The organism is Mycobacterium scrofulaceum, from assembly GCF_002086735.1.
GTDB classification, from domain to species: Bacteria; Actinomycetota; Actinomycetes; order Mycobacteriales; family Mycobacteriaceae; genus Mycobacterium; species Mycobacterium scrofulaceum.
Genome location: NZ_MVIJ01000079.1, coordinates 1 through 14,636, shown reverse-complemented (window position 1 = coordinate 14,636; position 14,636 = coordinate 1). Strand labels below are relative to the sequence as shown.

Annotated in this window: 17 protein-coding genes and 1 pseudogene; 12 read left to right on the top strand and 6 right to left on the bottom strand. The window is 69.7% G+C overall.

All coding sequences use genetic code 11. The features are described from left to right. Window positions 1-99 precede the first annotated feature (99 nt). From BST44_RS30565 to BST44_RS27395, 4 genes are all read right to left on the bottom strand, one after another. Window positions 100-501, bottom strand: coding sequence for a hypothetical protein (locus BST44_RS30565; RefSeq protein ID WP_167380262.1), 402 nt, complete (start codon window positions 499-501; stop codon window positions 100-102). Between the two features lie 152 nt (window positions 502-653). Then, window positions 654-911: a hypothetical protein gene (locus tag BST44_RS30560; RefSeq protein WP_167380261.1), complete on the bottom strand. Its 258-nt coding sequence runs from the start codon at window positions 909-911 to the stop codon at window positions 654-656. Window positions 912-1,301: 390 nt separating this feature from the next. Further along, window positions 1,302-3,593: an isocitrate lyase ICL2 gene (gene aceA / locus BST44_RS27400; protein WP_083179934.1), complete on the bottom strand. Its 2,292-nt coding sequence runs from the start codon at window positions 3,591-3,593 to the stop codon at window positions 1,302-1,304. A 241-nt stretch (window positions 3,594-3,834) separates the two neighbouring features. Further along, on the bottom strand, window positions 3,835-4,566 hold the full coding sequence (locus BST44_RS27395) for an MBL fold metallo-hydrolase (protein WP_083179933.1): 732 nt from the start codon (window positions 4,564-4,566) through the stop codon (window positions 3,835-3,837). Window positions 4,567-4,658: 92 nt separating this feature from the next. Here BST44_RS27395 and BST44_RS27390 point away from each other — a divergent pair, with 92 nt between their 5' ends. The 5 genes from BST44_RS27390 (at window position 4,659) to BST44_RS27370 (ending at window position 7,569) form a co-directional block, all read left to right on the top strand. After that, entirely contained in the window at window positions 4,659-4,973 is a 315-nt protein-coding gene (locus BST44_RS27390; protein ID WP_083179932.1) for an ArsR/SmtB family transcription factor, read from the top strand. Further along, a complete protein-coding gene (locus BST44_RS27385; protein ID WP_083179931.1) occupies window positions 4,970-5,380 on the top strand; it encodes an SRPBCC family protein in 411 nt (136 codons plus the stop codon). The genes BST44_RS27390 and BST44_RS27385 overlap by 4 nt, the downstream gene beginning before the upstream one ends. A gap of 13 nt (window positions 5,381-5,393) precedes the next feature. Beyond that, a complete protein-coding gene (locus BST44_RS27380; protein WP_083179930.1) occupies window positions 5,394-6,398 on the top strand; it encodes a zinc-binding dehydrogenase in 1,005 nt (334 codons plus the stop codon). Between the two features lie 35 nt (window positions 6,399-6,433). Beyond that, entirely contained in the window at window positions 6,434-6,880 is a 447-nt protein-coding gene (locus BST44_RS27375; protein WP_083179929.1) for an SRPBCC family protein, read from the top strand. Between the two features lie 80 nt (window positions 6,881-6,960). After that, the gene (locus tag BST44_RS27370) at window positions 6,961-7,569 is read left to right on the top strand and encodes a YbhB/YbcL family Raf kinase inhibitor-like protein (protein WP_083179928.1); all 609 of its coding nucleotides are present in this window, start codon (window positions 6,961-6,963) and stop codon (window positions 7,567-7,569) included. Between the two features lie 10 nt (window positions 7,570-7,579). On the opposite strand, the gene BST44_RS27365 is transcribed toward BST44_RS27370, so the two are convergent. Next, the gene (locus BST44_RS27365; protein ID WP_083179927.1) at window positions 7,580-9,142 is read right to left on the bottom strand and encodes a phytoene desaturase family protein; all 1,563 of its coding nucleotides are present in this window, start codon (window positions 9,140-9,142) and stop codon (window positions 7,580-7,582) included. 140 nt (window positions 9,143-9,282) lie between these two features. Between BST44_RS27365 and BST44_RS27360 the strand changes: the two genes are divergently transcribed. Then, window positions 9,283-9,882: a TetR/AcrR family transcriptional regulator gene (locus tag BST44_RS27360; RefSeq protein ID WP_083179926.1), complete on the top strand. Its 600-nt coding sequence runs from the start codon at window positions 9,283-9,285 to the stop codon at window positions 9,880-9,882. A 43-nt stretch (window positions 9,883-9,925) separates the two neighbouring features. Here BST44_RS27360 and BST44_RS27355 read toward each other — a convergent pair whose 3' ends face one another. Beyond that, complete coding sequence (locus BST44_RS27355) at window positions 9,926-10,795, bottom strand: LysR family transcriptional regulator (RefSeq protein ID WP_083179925.1); 870 nt, start codon at window positions 10,793-10,795, stop codon at window positions 9,926-9,928. Between the two features lie 92 nt (window positions 10,796-10,887). Between BST44_RS27355 and BST44_RS27350 the strand changes: the two genes are divergently transcribed. The 6 genes and pseudogenes from BST44_RS27350 to BST44_RS27325 form a co-directional block, all read left to right on the top strand. Further along, window positions 10,888-11,280, top strand: a complete 393-nt coding sequence (locus BST44_RS27350) for a tautomerase family protein (RefSeq protein WP_083179924.1) — start codon at window positions 10,888-10,890, stop codon at window positions 11,278-11,280. Continuing rightward, window positions 11,277-12,248, top strand: a complete 972-nt coding sequence (locus tag BST44_RS27345; RefSeq protein ID WP_083179923.1) for an NAD(P)H-dependent flavin oxidoreductase — start codon at window positions 11,277-11,279, stop codon at window positions 12,246-12,248. Before BST44_RS27350 ends, BST44_RS27345 begins: the two co-directional genes overlap by 4 nt. A gap of 70 nt (window positions 12,249-12,318) precedes the next feature. Further along, window positions 12,319-12,810, top strand: a complete 492-nt coding sequence (locus BST44_RS27340) for a carboxymuconolactone decarboxylase family protein (protein WP_083179922.1) — start codon at window positions 12,319-12,321, stop codon at window positions 12,808-12,810. A gap of 12 nt (window positions 12,811-12,822) precedes the next feature. After that, window positions 12,823-13,452 (top strand): nitroreductase family protein, encoded by a 630-nt coding sequence (locus tag BST44_RS27335; protein WP_083179921.1) that lies wholly within the window; start codon window positions 12,823-12,825, stop codon window positions 13,450-13,452. Then, window positions 13,452-13,947: pseudogene (locus BST44_RS27330) on the top strand (SRPBCC family protein). The gene BST44_RS27335 and the pseudogene BST44_RS27330 overlap by 1 nt, the downstream one beginning before the upstream one ends. A 102-nt stretch (window positions 13,948-14,049) precedes the next feature. Continuing rightward, on the top strand, window positions 14,050-14,636 hold a 587-nt coding region (locus tag BST44_RS27325; RefSeq protein WP_208619900.1), incomplete at its 3' end, for an Rv1352/Rv1906c domain-containing protein.

The window sequence follows — 14,636 nt, the reverse complement described above, 5'->3', positions numbered from 1 at the left end:
ATCAAACGAAAGCCGCCCCGGCATCACAACCGGGGCGGCTTTCACCTGCCTCTTGACAAACGACGCCTACATATCAGCTGTACCCGGCCCGGCGAGGTGTCAGTAACCGCCGCAGACGTTGCCGACGCAACCGCCGCCGCCACCCGGTCCGCCGCCGCCTCCCCCGACGCCGGGGATGCTGCCGCCACCGCCGCCGGGGCCGCCGCCACCGGTCGGGCCGCCGGGAACGCCGCCGCCACCGCCGCCCGGGCCGCCGCCACCGGTCGGGCCGCCGGGGACGCCGCCGCCACCGCCGCCCGGGCCGCCACCGCCCGTGGGGCCGCCCGGCGCGCCGCCGCCCCCACCCGGCGTGGACGGAGCCACGCTGGACGACGGCGCCGTCGTCGTCGTCGGCGTGGTGGTGCTGCTTGGCCCTTTGTTCCCGCCGCCGCACCCGACCGCGAGCACCAGCATCGCCGCGCCGCCGAACAGCGCGACCGAGGTCCTGGCTGCAGTTTTCATCGGAGTCCCCAATCCCCAAGTGCCCCACGTGCACCTGGACCACTTCTCCTTACCCCGGCACGCACTCGGGCAAACGGCATTCGCGCCGGGAGTTCTGCCCACGAAAGGCCGATGGCCCATCACCGGGATGGGCCATCGGGACGAGGGTCCGACTAGCAGTCGAGACCCGACACGCAGCCGGCAAGCGTGGCGAGGTGGACGCCGGCACCGGTCTCGCTCTGGGTGGACGCGACGCCGGTGGAATGTGCCGCGGGGGCGGCCACCGTCGGCGTGGCACTCACGCCGCCGATCCCCACCGCCATAACCACCCCGACCATCCCGCCGAACACGGCAGCCGCCGTCTTGGTCTGCGCATTCATCAGTCGCTCCTCTCGGTTGCAGCGCGTCGGCCCGTAGTGGCGCGCATCCATGGGAGCAATCATACACCTGTGCAACTATTGCACGGACAAATATTTTTGGGGCGTGACCTGCGGGGGCGGCGCCGTACGAGGGCGCAACGCATTGCCGGCCGGCGACTGGGGCCGGACACAAGGAGTCGATGCGAGTGCGAACGCCACCGGATCGGGCGTGAGAAGTTGGGAGCCGATGGCCCATCTCGGGCTAATGGGCCATCGGCCAGCCAAATCGTATCCCCCGACATCTGTTGCCACACGGGAATTTACAGACTCGGCAATAAGAAACTTTCTTATTCGTAAATTGGACAACTCGTTCGCCGGATCACGGACCGCCCGAGTGGCATGCGCCAACGCCGTCACGGCCTCCGGCCTGAGGAAACGGGCCCTCCGCCGGTAAACCGCTCCCTAGTCTTCCTTGGTGATCAGCTTGCGCAGCGCCACGCGGTCGGGCTTGAGCAACTCCTCGATGCGCGGGCGGTTCACCTCGGCGACGATGATCTCGCCCACCTCCTGGTTGACCTCGCTGAAGATGCCGTGCGACTTCATCTTCGAGGTCTGATACTGGTTGTCCTCCGTCGGGGTGACGTAGTAGACCGCGTCGGCCTTGAAGCGGTGGACGAGCCACAGGTGGATCAACGTCATCAGCCGCTTCTGGCGCAACTTCTCGGCGAAGGTGTTCTGGTCGCGCACGGTGAGGATGCTGCGGCCGTGCCGGTCCTTGATCGGATCGAAGACGACGTTGGCCAGCTGTTCGTCCCCGTTGCCGTGGATGCCCAGCACCAGCACGTCGGAGCCGGGGCGCCGGGGCCGCAGCTGCACGCGCAGCTTCTCGCCCAGCTGGTAGTGCTCGCTCCACAGCGCCAGCCACTCCTCGAGCAGCTTCTTGGGCACCTCGGTCTGCACGAGATGCTGATGCTGGGTCGAACCCTTGCCCATCGCCTTGGTGGTCGCCGTGCGCCCGGAGGACGCCTGCAGCGCCGCGTCGCTGCGGGGCCCACCGACCAGGGTCTGCGGCGTGCGGTACGGGGACTCGACCAGGCGCATCTTGCGCTGCAGGCGAGCCAGGGCGAGCATGCCGTCTTGTCTGAGGGAGGCGGCGAACTCCTCGGCGGCGACGCCGTCGATCTGGTGGCCGCCATAGGTGATGAAGTTGAAGACGAAGCCCATCTTGCCGAGCTCCTCGGGGAAGCGCTTCATCTCCTCGTCGGTCATGCCGGTGGTGTCCCAGTTGAACGACGGGGACAGGTTGTAGGCCAGCATTTGGTCGGGGAACTCGGCGTGGATCGCCTCGGCGAACTGCCGGGCGTCAGCGAGGTCCGCCGTCTTGGTCTCCATCCAGAGGATGTCGGCGAACGGCGCCGCCGCGAGCGACTTGGCGATCGCGTAGGGAATGCCCCCGCGGATCTGGTAGTAGCCCTCCGGCGTCTTCGCCAGCTCGCAGTCCCACGGCGGGTCGACGCCCAGCTGCCGCGCCTTCTCCCGCGCGGCGTAGAGGGACGCGCGCTCGGCGAACCGGCGCCACTCGGCGGGGCTCATGCCGCGCGGCTCGTCCTCCTCGCTCTCGCCGAACTCGAGCACCTCCGCGACGGCCTCGCCGTAGGTCATCAGCCCGGCGTCGTCCTCCCAGGCCGCCACGAACCGCGACTCGACCTGGTCGAAGAGGTCGTCGATCGAATGCTGGCCGTCCTCCCGCAAGGCGTTGGCGGCGTCGGAGATCAGGCCCTGGATGCCCTGGCGCTCGAGCCAGGCGGCTGCCGCGGCGTACTCGGAATCGGTCAGGGCGTAGAGCAGATGGCCGTTGAGCTCCTTGACGCCCAGCTCGTAGAAACGGCGGAGCAGCGCGAGGAAACACGCCTTGTACGAGGGGATGTTGAGGTTGGTGGCGCCGAGAAGGAACGGCTGGTCGCGCTCGTCGGCGCGGCTGTCGATCAGGTTGGCCGCCTCGGCGTCGGTACGGGCCACGATGATGCCCGGCACGCGCATGATGTCGAGCTGGAAGCGAGCCGCGTTGAGCCGCTTGATCTGTTCGTCGGAGGGCACCAGCACCTTGCCGCCCTGGTGGCCGCACTTCTTGGTGCCCGGGCGCTGGTCCTCGATGTGGTAGCCGGCCACGCCCACCTCGACGAAGCGGCGGACGAGGTTGCGCACGTGCGGGTCACCGCCGTGGCCGGTGTCCGCGTCGGCGATGATGAACGGGCGGTAGTCGTAGGCGGGGGTGCTGGCTCGTTGCGCCTCGCTCATGTTCAGCCGTTGGTACTGCTGGTTGCGATCGGCGGTCAGCAGGGCGCGCACCAGGACCGCGGCGTCGTCGGGGACCTGGCTGAGCGGGTAGCTCGCGAGGTCGGGACCGGGGTCCTCAGTGGTGGAACCCTTGGCCGAGGTCGCCCAGCCGCCGAGATAAATGCCCTCGATGCCCATCCGCTTCATGGCCACCGCCTGGCCCGGCGAGTAGGGCCCGAACGTGGTGATGCTCTTCTTGGCGGCGAACAACTCGCGCAGCCGGTCATAGAAGGCGGCGGCCGCTTCCCGCGCCACGATGTAGTCGGCGGGGATGGTGCCGCGCTGCTCCACCACCTGGCGCGCCGTATAAAGGCGCGTGATGCCGGCGAAGCGCGGGCCGTCCATGTATCGCTGCGTGGCGGCGATGTCGTCTTCGAACGATGTCCGGACCTCGGTGTCCGAGTCAATGATGGCCATGGCCGCACGCTCCTCTCCGGCAGGATTTCCCTGGACGAGAGTCTATCCCCGGAGGGAACAGTTCAATCAGGGGTCGAAAGACCCATCCCAAAACTGTTGCCGGACGCCTGTATCCGCGAGCGGGTGACCGCCCCACCCGACCGTGACGCCTCGCCGAGGTGATCACCGCGCGCGTCGCCGCCACCCCCGGGGCGATGCTCCGGTGTAAAGGGACTGTGCCGGAGCGGATTTCGGCTGCGGCTCAACCGGGCTCGGCCGCCGCGCGCCGCGCCAGCCAGTCCCGCTGGCGACGGACGAACCCCGCGTCCACCGTTTTGCCGTGGCCCGGCACGTAGGCGGCGTCCGGCCCGCCGACCGCGAGGAGCCGGTCGAGGGTGGCCGGCCAGGCCGCCAGGTCCGAGTCGGCGTCGATCGCGGGGTCGGCGGACTCCTCCACAAGGTCGCCGGTGAACACGACGGTCGGGCCGTGTGGGTCGTCCGCTCCCCCGCGAGCGATCACGACCAGGTCCGACGCGGTGTGGCCGCGGCCCAGGTGGGCGATGGCCACGGTGCGGTCGCCGAGGTCGACGGCGGCCTCATAGGTGCCGCGATAGATGCGGCGCGGTCGCAGGGCCGCGATCGCGCGATCTATCTCCCCGGGGTCCGCGCCGTGCTGCATCGCGTCCTCACGCATCCGGTCCGTCCCGGACGCCATGCAGTCGACCACTTCGGGCGCGCAGTAGATGTCCGCGCCGGCGAACGCCGAGGAACCCAGGACATGGTCGAAATGCTTGTGGGTCAAGACGATATGGGTGACCGGGCGGCCGGTGAGCCGCCGCGCGTCGGCGTCGATCACGGCCGCCTCGCGAAGCGTGCTGCCGGTGTCGACCAGCAACACCCCCGCACTGCCCCGCACCAGCCCCACCGTGACGTCGCAGAACGGCAGCCGGCAGCGATGCACGCCGGCCGTCAACCGTTCCCACTCGAGGTGCACACCCAGCAAGGTAACTCCCGGTGGGAGATCGCGTCGCCCTAACGTGTCGGAAAAAGTTGACATTTCGGGTCGGCCCACATAGCGTTCCGGTCGTGGCCAACACCGACCGGGTCTTTCTCGCGCTGGCCAACCCGGTGCGGCGGGAGCTGCTGGAGATCCTGTCCCGGCAGCCACTGTCGGCGGGAAAACTCAGCGAGCGGTTCGAGCTCAGTCGCCCCGCGGTGGCCGAGCATCTCAGGGTGCTGCGGGACGCCGGGCTGGTGGCCGACGAGCCGCAGGGGCGCCATCGCATCTACCGCCTGACCGCCGAACCGCTGGCCCGGCTCGACGAGTGGCTGCATCCGTTCGAGAAGTTCTGGCGTGCCCGACTGGCCAGGCTCGCCGAGACGGCAGAGGAGTTGGAATGACCGAAACGTCGACGCCCGCGACGATCCGGGTGGATCAGTTCGTGGCAGCCCCGCCCGGCAAGGTCTGGCGGTTGCTGACCGAGCCCGACCTCCTGCGGCGGTGGTGGGCCGAGGGTGACGTGGCCGCGGTGGTGGGCCACCGGTTCACCCTCGACATGCCGGGCCACGGCAAGCAGCCGTGCACGGTGCTCGAGGTGGACCCGCCGCGCCGCTTCGTCTACACCTTCACGCCCGCCTGGACCCTCACGTGGCGGCTCGAGCCGGAAGGTGGCGGCACGCGAGTGTTCTTGGAACACAGCGGCTTCGACCTTGACGACACGAGAATGGCGAAGGCCTTCGACCGGATGGGGCCGGGCTGGCGGGATGTCGTGCTGCCCCGCCTCGCCGACGCCGTCACGCGGGCCTGAACGGCGATTCGCGATGCGCGCAGTGGTCATCACCAAGCGGGGCGATCCGTCGGTGCTGCGGGTCCAGCAGCGGCCCGATCCGCCGCCGCCGGGCCCCGGGCAGCTGCGCGTCGCGGTGCGCGCGGCGGGCGTCAACTTCGCCGATCACCTCGCCCGCGTCGGCATGTACCCCGACGCGCCGAAACTCCCCGCGGTCGTGGGTTACGAGGTCGCCGGGACGGTCGAGGCGGTCGGTGCCGGCGTCGATCCCTTCCGCGTCGGCGACCGCGTGCTGGCGGGAACCCGGTTCGGTGGTTACGCCGAGATCGTCAACGTGGCCGCCGCCGACTCCGTGCCGCTGCCCGCCTCGATGGGCTTCGAACAGGGCGCCGCGGTCCCGGTCAACTACGCGACCGCGTGGGCCGCGCTGCACGGTTACGGGTCGCTGCGCGCCGGCGAACGGGTGCTGGTGCACGCCGCCGCCGGCGGGGTGGGCATCGCGGCCATCCAATTCGCCAAGGCCGCCGGCGCCGAGGTGCACGGCACCGCGTCGCCCGCAAAGCATCAACGGCTGACCGAGCTGGGGGTGGACCGGGCGATCGACTACCGGCGCGAGGATTGGTGGCGCGGCCTGGGGCACTACGACCTGGTGCTCGACGCCCTGGGCGGCACGTCGCTGCGGCGGTCCTACGCGCTGCTGCGGCCGGGCGGAAGGCTTGTGGGGTACGGGGTTTCGAACCTGCAGCACGGTGAGAAGCGCTCGTTGCGGGCCGCCGCCCCGCACGCGTTGGCGATGCTGCGCGGGTTCAACCTGATCGACCAACTCTCCGAGTCCAAGGCGGTGATCGGGCTCAACATGCTGCGGCTGTGGGATGACCGGGGCACCCTCGAGCCCTGGATCACCCCGCTGGTCAAGGCGCTCGGCGACGGGACGATCGCTCCCGTCGTCCACGCGGCCGTGCCCTTCGCCGACGCGCCCGAGGCGCACCGCATCCTGGCCGCCCGGGAGAACATCGGCAAGGTGGTCCTGGTGCCGTGAGTTTTTAGCGGCGCCGCAGTGGTTATCTATCCTCCATGGCTGTCACCGAATCCCGCGAGGTCGTCATCGAAGCGACCCCGGATGAGATCATGGATGTGCTGTTCGACCTCGAATCGCTGACCGAGTGGTCCTCGGTGCACCAAAAGGTGGAGGTACTCGAGCGGGACGACCAGGGCCACCCCACCAGGTCCAAGCAGGTGGTCAAACTGGTCGGTGTCAGCGACGAGCAGGAGCTGGCGTACACCGTTCACGACGACGGCGTGAGCTGGACGTTGGTCCGCGCGAAACAACAACGCGCGCAAGATGGTCGCTACACGCTGACGCCCGACGGGGACGCCACCCGGGTGCGCTTCGACCTCACCGTCGACCTGTTGATGCCGGTGCCGGGCTTCCTGATCAAGCGGGGGTCCAAGAGCTTGATGGAAACGGCCACCAAGGGATTGCGCAAGCGGGTCCTGGAGCGCAAGAAGCGCGGCGAGTAGCCGGGTCCGACCGCCGAAATCGGCGCTTCCCGACGAGGGCCGCGCGGGCCACACTGTCCCTTATGAGATCGAAGTCCCTTATGCGATCGACGTCCCCGAGCACACTCCGTCGGCTCGCCTCGGTCATCCGCGGGCTCGCCGTACTCGTCGCGGTGGCCGGCTGCGCTGGTCACGGCGATACCCACATGACGACGCCGTCGGCGCCCAGGCTGACGACCCTGGGCCGGCAGGTTCCGGCCGCGCCCGCCGGCGGGCCGTTGGCCATCAGCAGCCCGGCGTTCGGCGACGGCGCGCCGATCCCCGTGCAATACACCTGCAAGGGGGCCAACACCGCGCCGCCGCTGGCGTGGTCGGCGCCGCTCGGGGCCGCGCTCGTGGTCGACGACCCGGACGCCGTCAACGGGCTCTACGTGCACTGGGTCGTGGCCGGAATCGCTCCCGGTCCGGGGAGCACCACCGACGGCCAGACGCCGGCCGGCGCGACCGTGTTGCCGAATACGGCCGGGCAGGCCGCATACCTGGGCCCCTGCCCGCCCGCGGGAACCGGCACGCACCACTACCGGTTCACGCTCTACCAGCTCCCCAACGACTATCAGCTGCCCGCCGGTCTCGCCGGCGTCCAGGCCGCGCAGACGATCGCCGATGCGGCGACCGCGCAGGCGCGGCTCACCGGAACGTTCGGCGGTTGAGGCGGGCGACTCAGCCCAAGTCGTCGAGCGCCTGATAGCCGGCGTTGTAGCCGGGGGTGAACGTGATACCCGGTCCTCCGTGGCATCCCGCGCCGCCGAGGTAGAGGCCGCCGATGGGAATCGGGAAGTCGAGGAATCCCTTGGGTCCCGGCCGATTGGGCCCCATCAGATCCGGATGCAGCAGGCCGTGACAGAAGTCGCCCGCGGGCGCGCCGAACATCGTGTTCATGTGGTAGGGCGCAAACGTGATGTGCCGGATCACGATGTCCCGGAAGTTCGGGGCCAGCCGGGTGATCTTGTCGATAACTCTTTCTGCCATCTCGTTTTTCAGCCGCCCGTGGTCGTGGCGGTCGACTTCGACCGGGAAGGCGTACGCGTACGCGCTGGCGGCGTGCTTTCCGGGCGGCGCCATGCTGGGATCGTGCACGGACGGGATCTGCATTCCCATCGACGGGCTGTCCGGCACGATGCCCCGGCGGCAGTTCTCCCAGTGCAGCTGTTGCTCCTCCGGGGCGCCGAAGATCCCCACCGACTGCTGCATGCCCTCTTCGTTGAGAAACTCGTAGGGCGCGGCGAATTCGGGCAGCCCGTCGAGGGCGAAGTGGATCTGCACGAAGGAGGCGCGGTGATCGCGGCCCGAGAGCCGCGAGACCAGCTCCCCCGGCACGTGTTCCGGTGCGACCAGGTCGGTGAGCGTGACGTCCGGCGCGAGGTTGGACACCACGACCGGCGCGGTGATCGTCGATCCGTCGCGCAACCGCACCCCGGTCACCGCGCCATGGTCGACCAGGATCTGTTCCACCTTGGCGCGGAACCGGATCTCGCCGCCGTGGGAGACGAACAGCTCGCGCAGGTGTTCGGTGAGCGCCCCGATGCCGCCCTTGAGTTTGGTCATCATCGCGGTGGAGTCGTCCGGCACCGCCAGGGCGAACGCCAGGCAGGCGGCGCTGCCCGGTGTGTAGGGGCCGCGGTAGGTGGAGTTGACCGCCAGGAAGGCGAGCATCCCCCGCATGACCGCGTGCTTGTCCTTGTCCGGCAGGTAGCGGTCGATGACGTCCATCGCCGACCCGAACAACATCTCGTGAATCGCCCGCCGCTCGCCGTCGTTGGCCGCGCAGGCATACATCTCGTCGATCGTCTTGGGGGGCGTGCGGACGTCGAAACGTCCCAACGCCTTTGCCGGTCCCTGGCTCCACCCGATCAATTCGGCCATGCCGGTGACCGCCTCGATCCCGTGCTTGGAGCCCAGGTGGGTCATCAGCTGCATCGGGTCGCGATAGAAGACCATCGGCTCCTCGCCGTGGTCGCCGACGTTGGTGGACATCACCTCCGGTTCCACCGTGGGCAGGGTGTCCAGGCCGAGGTCCTTGGTGATCTGGCTCGCCGTCGGGAATTGGACCGAACCGGCGATCTCGTACCGGAAACCGTCGATCAGTTCCACGGTCGCCGCCATGCCGCCCGCGTAGGTGTTTGCTTCCAGGCACAGGGTCCGCAAGCCGGCCCGCTGCAGGATCGCGGCGGCGGTCAACCCGTTGTGGCCCGCTCCCACGACGATCGCGTCATAGTCCGGCATGGCTTCCTCCCTTGGATCGCTCCCGTGGATCGCTGCCTCGGATCGGCACCTTCGATCGGCGCGGGACAAGAATATGTCAGTACTGACATAATTGGAAGATGTCAGTTCCGCCTGGTCGGCTGGGATACCATTCCGGTGAGATGAGCGCGCCGACGAACCGCCACGAGTTGCGTCGCCGGTCGACGCACGAGGCATTGCGCCAAGCGGCATTGAAAAGCTTCGCGCGCAAAGGGTTTACCAATGTCACGGTGACCGAACTGGCCCGGGAGGCCGGCGTGACCGAGCGCACCTTCTTCCGCCACTTCCCCACCAAGGAGGCCGTGCTCTTCCAGGACTACGAGACGCAGCTGGAATGGCTGGCCGAGGCGCTCGCCGCCCGCCCCGCCTCCGAGTCCCTCTTCGACGCGGTGCTGGCGAGCGTCGCGGCGTTCCCGCACGACCTCGAAGTGGTCCGGCAGGCCGCGACGGCCCGCGCCGAGTTGATCAGCGCCGAGCGCATCGCGGGCCATCTGCGCGTCGTGCAATCGTCGTTCGCGCGAGTGCTGACCGAGTTCGTCAAAGGCCGCAATCCGGGAGTGGCGAACATCGACCTGCTTGCCGAGGTCACCGGCTCAGCGTTGGCCGCCGCCCTGGTTGTGGCAGTGGAGAATTGGGGCCGCAACGGATGCACCGGTGACCTGGGTGAACTCGTGGCCGCCAGCCTGGGGCTGCTGCGCTCGGGCTTGGCGCCGCTGGCCTGATCTATCGACGGAGACCCACCGCGCCCGCTCGTGGCCGCGGGCGTCACCCGCCTTTTGCGCTGTGGACGGCCGCCTCGACGAAGCGCCGCAGCGCCGCGTTGTGGACGCGCGGCAGGAACGCGAGCGAGACCGGGCTCTCGGGCGCTCCCCGCAGCGCGACGAACCGGACACCCGGGTGGATGTTGCGCCGGACGGCGACGTCGGGGATCACCCCGATGCCGCGATCGGCCGCGACGGATTCCAGCCACTCGTCGAAATTTGTTGTCTCCACGACGGTTTCCGGCCCCCCGCCCGCCGGCCACGACCACGGCCCGGTGGTCCCGCTCGCGGTGTTGACCACCAGCGGCCATCGCGGCACCTCCTCCCAGTCCAACACCGATCTGCCGGCCAGCGGCGAATGGACCGAACACACGGCCACCCGGGACTCGTCGAACAAGTGCACGACGCGCACGGCGGGCGACGTCACTCGCCCGCGGACGACGGCGACGTCCACCCTGCCCTGCTGCACGGCGCCCAGCGCATCGTCGGTGCGGACCAGCCTGACCGTCGCCCCGGTGGCGCGCTCGAAACGGGCCACGGTGTCCTGCGCCCACGGGTCGGGCAACAACCAGCTGAACCCGAGGCCGATGCTCGCCTGCCGACCTATGGCGTCGAACGCCCGCTCCAGCTCCGCGAGGACCCGCTCGACGTGGTCGAGGAACGCCCGCCCGGCCCGCGTCGTCTCGACGTGCCGCGAGCTGCGATCCACCAGCGTCACGCCGAGCGCGTCTTCGAGCTGGCGAACGGTGCGGCTGAGCGCCGGTTGGGTGATGCGGAGTTCGTCGGCGGCCCGGGTGAACGACCGCAGCCGCGCCACCGCCTCGAACGCGCGAAGGTGACGCACCTCGACCCGGCCGCTATCCAAGACACCCATGCCCGACAAGCATAGATCGATTACAGCCGGCATTTCACAGGCGATTTGGGCCCACCTAACCTCGTAGCCAGAACCTGGATCGGAGGAGACAAATGCCGCTGCTGTACATCGACCTGATCGAGGGCCGCGCCCCCGACGACGTCCGGGGGTTGCTCGACGCGGTTCACCACTCCGTCGTCGAAGCGTTCGGGGTGCCGGCGCGGGATCGCTACCAGGTAGTGCGCACCCATCCCGCCCACGAGATCGTCGCTCTGGACACCGGTTTGGGCATCACCCGTACGGCGCAACAGGTGATCGTGCACGTGGTGAGCCGCCGGCGCACGCGGGCGATGAAAGAGAAGTTCTACGAGTTGCTGGCCGCCAACCTGGCCCACCGGTGCGGGGTCGATCCGGCCGACCTGATCGTCACGATCACCGAAAACGGTGACGAGGACTGGTCTTTCGGCCACGGCCAGGCGCAATTCCTCACCGGGGAGCTGCAATGACCCTCGGCACCCGGCTCACGCGACTCTTCGGCATCGAACACCCCATCGTGCTCGCACCCATGGCGATGATCTCCGGGGGGCGGCTGGCCGCGGCGGTGACGTCGGCCGGTGGCCTGGGCCTCATCGGCGGCGGCTACGGCGACTCGCAGTGGCTGCGCCGCGAATTCGACCGGGCCGGAGGCGCGAGGGTCGGATGCGGGTTCATCACCTGGAGCCTGGCCCGCCACCCCGGGCTGCTCGACGAGGCATTGCAGCGGCGACCCGCCGCGATCATGCTGTCCTTCGGCGAGCTGCAGCCGTTCGCCGACCTGATTCGGGCCGCCGGCGTCCCCCTCATCGCGCAGGCGCAAAAGCTCGACCACGCCCGCCAGGCCGTCGACGCGGGTGCGGATGTCGTGGTGGCCCAAGGCGGCGAGGCCGGCGGCCACGGCATGCCGGTCCGGTCCACCTTCACACTGGTGCCCGACGTGGTCGACCTCGTCGCCGACCGCTCACCCGGGACGCTCGTGCTGGCCGCGGGTGGGGTCAGCGACGGGCGCGGACTGGCCGCCGCGCTGGCGCTCGGCGCCGACGGCGCGCTGGTGGGCACCCGATTCTGGGCGTCCCCGGAGGCGTTGGTGTCCCCCGGGGCGCACGCGCGCGCGCTGCGCGCCAGCGGCGACGACACCTTCCGCACGCGCGCCTACGACCTTGTGCGCGAGCTGGATTGGCCCGCCGGATACGACGCGCGGGCGCTGGGTAACGCCTTCCTCGCCAGGTGGCACGGTGACGAGGAAGGACTGGCGGCCTCGCTGCCGGAAGCGGTGGCGGGCTATGAAAAGGCAGTCGCTGCCGAAGATTTCGACACCGCCGCCATCCTCGTCGGTGAGGGTGTCGGCCTGATCCGGCAGGTCCGGCCGGCGGCCGACATCGTGGCCGACATGGTCGCGCAGGCCGCCCGGGTGCTGGATCGTGCGCGGTGCGGCTGACCGCCCTGGACAGCCGAGTGGCGAACTGGTTTGCTCGACTCGGTAATCACTTCTTCGGCAGGAGTCGCCGATGGCCCGTCTCAACGTGCCGGCCGGCCCGGGCGGCGAAGCCGCCATGATCTGGACGCTGCGGCCACAGCTCGGCGACATGGTGGAGCGGATGATTCGCGGCGCCTACCAGCAGAGCATCCTGCCGGCCGACGAGCGCGAGTTGGCCAGGATGCGCATCGCCCAGATCAACGACTGTGTGGCCTGTTCGGAATTCCGGGCACGGTCGGTGCTGGACGCCGGTCCGCACGCCCCGGCGCCGCAGCTCTACGACAACGTCGCCGCGTACGCCAGCTACCCCGGCTACACGCCGCGGCAGCGGCTTGCCATCGAATACGCCGAACGCTTCGCCACCGACCACGCGTCGCTGGACGACGCGTTCTTCGGGCGGCTGCGTGGGTCGTTCTCCGACCCCGAGATCCTCGATCTGACGCTCTGTGTCGCGGTCTTTCTCGGCCTCGGGCGGTCGTTGACCGTGTTGGGCGTCGACCAGTCCTGCGCTATCGATCTCTAGGGGGCACACCGGATGGACCTGGCCACGGTCGACGAACTGCTGACGACGACGCGATCGGTGCGCAGGCGCCTCGACCTCGATCGGCCGGTCGGCCGTGACGTGATCCTCGAATGCATCCGGCTGGCCATGCAGGCTCCTACCGCGAGCAACGCGCAGGACTGGCGCTGGCTGGTGATCACCGATGCGGACAAGCGTGCCGCCATCGCCGAGATCTACCGCAGCGTCGGCGCCGAGTACCTGGCGTACGCGGCCAAGGACACCGCGGACCCGCAGACCCGACGGGTGTACGCCAGCGCGCTGAGCCTGACCGACACCCTGGGCAAGGTCCCCGTGCATGTGATCCCGTGCCTGGCGAACCGCATCGACAACTCCAGCCTGTTGACCGCCGCGTCGGCCTGGGCGTCGATCATCCCGGCCGGCTGGAGCTTCCTGCTCGCCCTGCGGTCCCGGGGGCTGGGCTCGGTGTGGACGACCATGCATTTGGCCAGGGAGCGCGAGGTGGGCGAGTTGCTCGGCATCCCGGACACGGTCACGCAGGCCGCGCTGTTCCCGGTGGCCTACACCATCGGCACCGACTTCCGGCCGGCCGCGCGGCCGCCCGCGGAAACCGTGACGTTCTGGGATGGCTGGGGAGGCGACTGATGCAGTCCTACACCGTGCCTTTCCACGTCGATGCGCCCCCGGCCAAGGTGTGGCGGGTGCTGCATCCGCCGGCGTCGCCCGACGCGCCGCGCCCCCCGGGTCCTCACCTGGCCCACCGGCAGCATGGAGATCCTCAACGAGGGCGACGAAGCCGGCGAGGGCCTGGTCCGCACCTGCATCTTCGAAGTGCCCAAGTATCTGCTGTCCGGCGGGCGGGCGCGGTCGTGGGAGACGGTCACCGAGGCGCAGACCAACAGGTTGTCCCGGTACGTGGCCGTCGGCGCGCCCCTGTGGTCCCGGGCCGAGGGCTACCACCGACTCGAGGAGCAGCCGGACGGGACCACGGTGCTGACCTTCCATGAGACCTACCACGCATACAACCCGGTCCTGCGGCTCCTCCTGGAACGCCCGGTGCACGCGAAGATCTCTCGCGACAACCTCAAAGCGTACGAGCATGCGCTCGGCTACGCCGGCCGCGTGCGGCGGCTCGATTAGGGGTTTCGGGCGCCCTGACCACGGGTTACGGCGTCGGCGCCACTCGTCCACGGATGCCGCTTCGGGTGAATTCGGCTGCTCCCCCCGGTACGCTGGCGTGCTATGGGGTTTGAGGCTGGTATACCTACCGCGGCGCGATTGGCCGTCGCGGGACTGATGATCGTGGGTTTGGCCGCGTCGGCCGGCGTCGCGGGGGCCGATCCGGACCAGACACCGGCACCTTCGCAGTCACCGGCCGCATCGTCGCGGGGGCCCGCGCCCGGACCCCCGCCGTCGTCCGCCTCGCCCGCGCCTTCACCCGCCGCGTCGTCGGCGCCCGCACCGGCCGCCTCTCCGCCGGCCTCACCGGCCGCGGGACCGAAGACGACCATCGACAAGGACGGCATCTACAACGTCGGGTCCGACATCGTGCCGGGCATCTACAGCTCCGGCGGGCCCACCGACAACGGCGCCTGCTACTGGAAGCGGATGGGCAATCCCGACGGCAACATCATCGACAACAGCATGAGCAAGAAGCCGCAAGTGGTGCAGATCGACCCGACCGACAAGGCGTTCAAGACGTCGGGTTGCCAGCCCTGGCAGCTGACCCCGGACGCCACCCCGCCGCCCACGGCACCGCCCGCCGGTGTGGCGGGCACGCTCGGCCTCCTCAACGGATTGCTCGGCGGCGGCCAGGGCGGTCAGCAGCC

Excerpts from the sequence above, each read along its gene's own strand:
- BST44_RS30560 (WP_167380261.1), bottom strand. The coding sequence starts at position 911 with ATGGATGCGCGCCACTACGGGCCGACGCGCTGCAACCGAGAGGAGCGA.
- BST44_RS27380 (WP_083179930.1), top strand. The coding sequence starts at position 5,394 with ATGCGCGCAGTGGTCATCACCAAGCGGGGCGATCCGTCGGTGCTGCGG.
- BST44_RS27370 (WP_083179928.1), top strand. The coding sequence starts at position 6,961 with ATGCGATCGACGTCCCCGAGCACACTCCGTCGGCTCGCCTCGGTCATC.
- BST44_RS30565 (WP_167380262.1), bottom strand. The coding sequence starts at position 501 with ATGAAAACTGCAGCCAGGACCTCGGTCGCGCTGTTCGGCGGCGCGGCG.
- BST44_RS27345 (WP_083179923.1), top strand. The coding sequence starts at position 11,277 with ATGACCCTCGGCACCCGGCTCACGCGACTCTTCGGCATCGAACACCCC.
- BST44_RS27365 (WP_083179927.1), bottom strand. The coding sequence starts at position 9,142 with ATGCCGGACTATGACGCGATCGTCGTGGGAGCGGGCCACAACGGGTTG.
- BST44_RS27340 (WP_083179922.1), top strand. The coding sequence starts at position 12,319 with ATGGCCCGTCTCAACGTGCCGGCCGGCCCGGGCGGCGAAGCCGCCATG.
- BST44_RS27385 (WP_083179931.1), top strand. The coding sequence starts at position 4,970 with ATGACCGAAACGTCGACGCCCGCGACGATCCGGGTGGATCAGTTCGTG.
- BST44_RS27375 (WP_083179929.1), top strand. The coding sequence starts at position 6,434 with ATGGCTGTCACCGAATCCCGCGAGGTCGTCATCGAAGCGACCCCGGAT.
- aceA (WP_083179934.1), bottom strand. The coding sequence starts at position 3,593 with ATGGCCATCATTGACTCGGACACCGAGGTCCGGACATCGTTCGAAGAC.
- BST44_RS27355 (WP_083179925.1), bottom strand. The coding sequence starts at position 10,795 with ATGGGTGTCTTGGATAGCGGCCGGGTCGAGGTGCGTCACCTTCGCGCG.
- BST44_RS27350 (WP_083179924.1), top strand. The coding sequence starts at position 10,888 with ATGCCGCTGCTGTACATCGACCTGATCGAGGGCCGCGCCCCCGACGAC.
- BST44_RS27335 (WP_083179921.1), top strand. The coding sequence starts at position 12,823 with ATGGACCTGGCCACGGTCGACGAACTGCTGACGACGACGCGATCGGTG.
- BST44_RS27360 (WP_083179926.1), top strand. The coding sequence starts at position 9,283 with ATGAGCGCGCCGACGAACCGCCACGAGTTGCGTCGCCGGTCGACGCAC.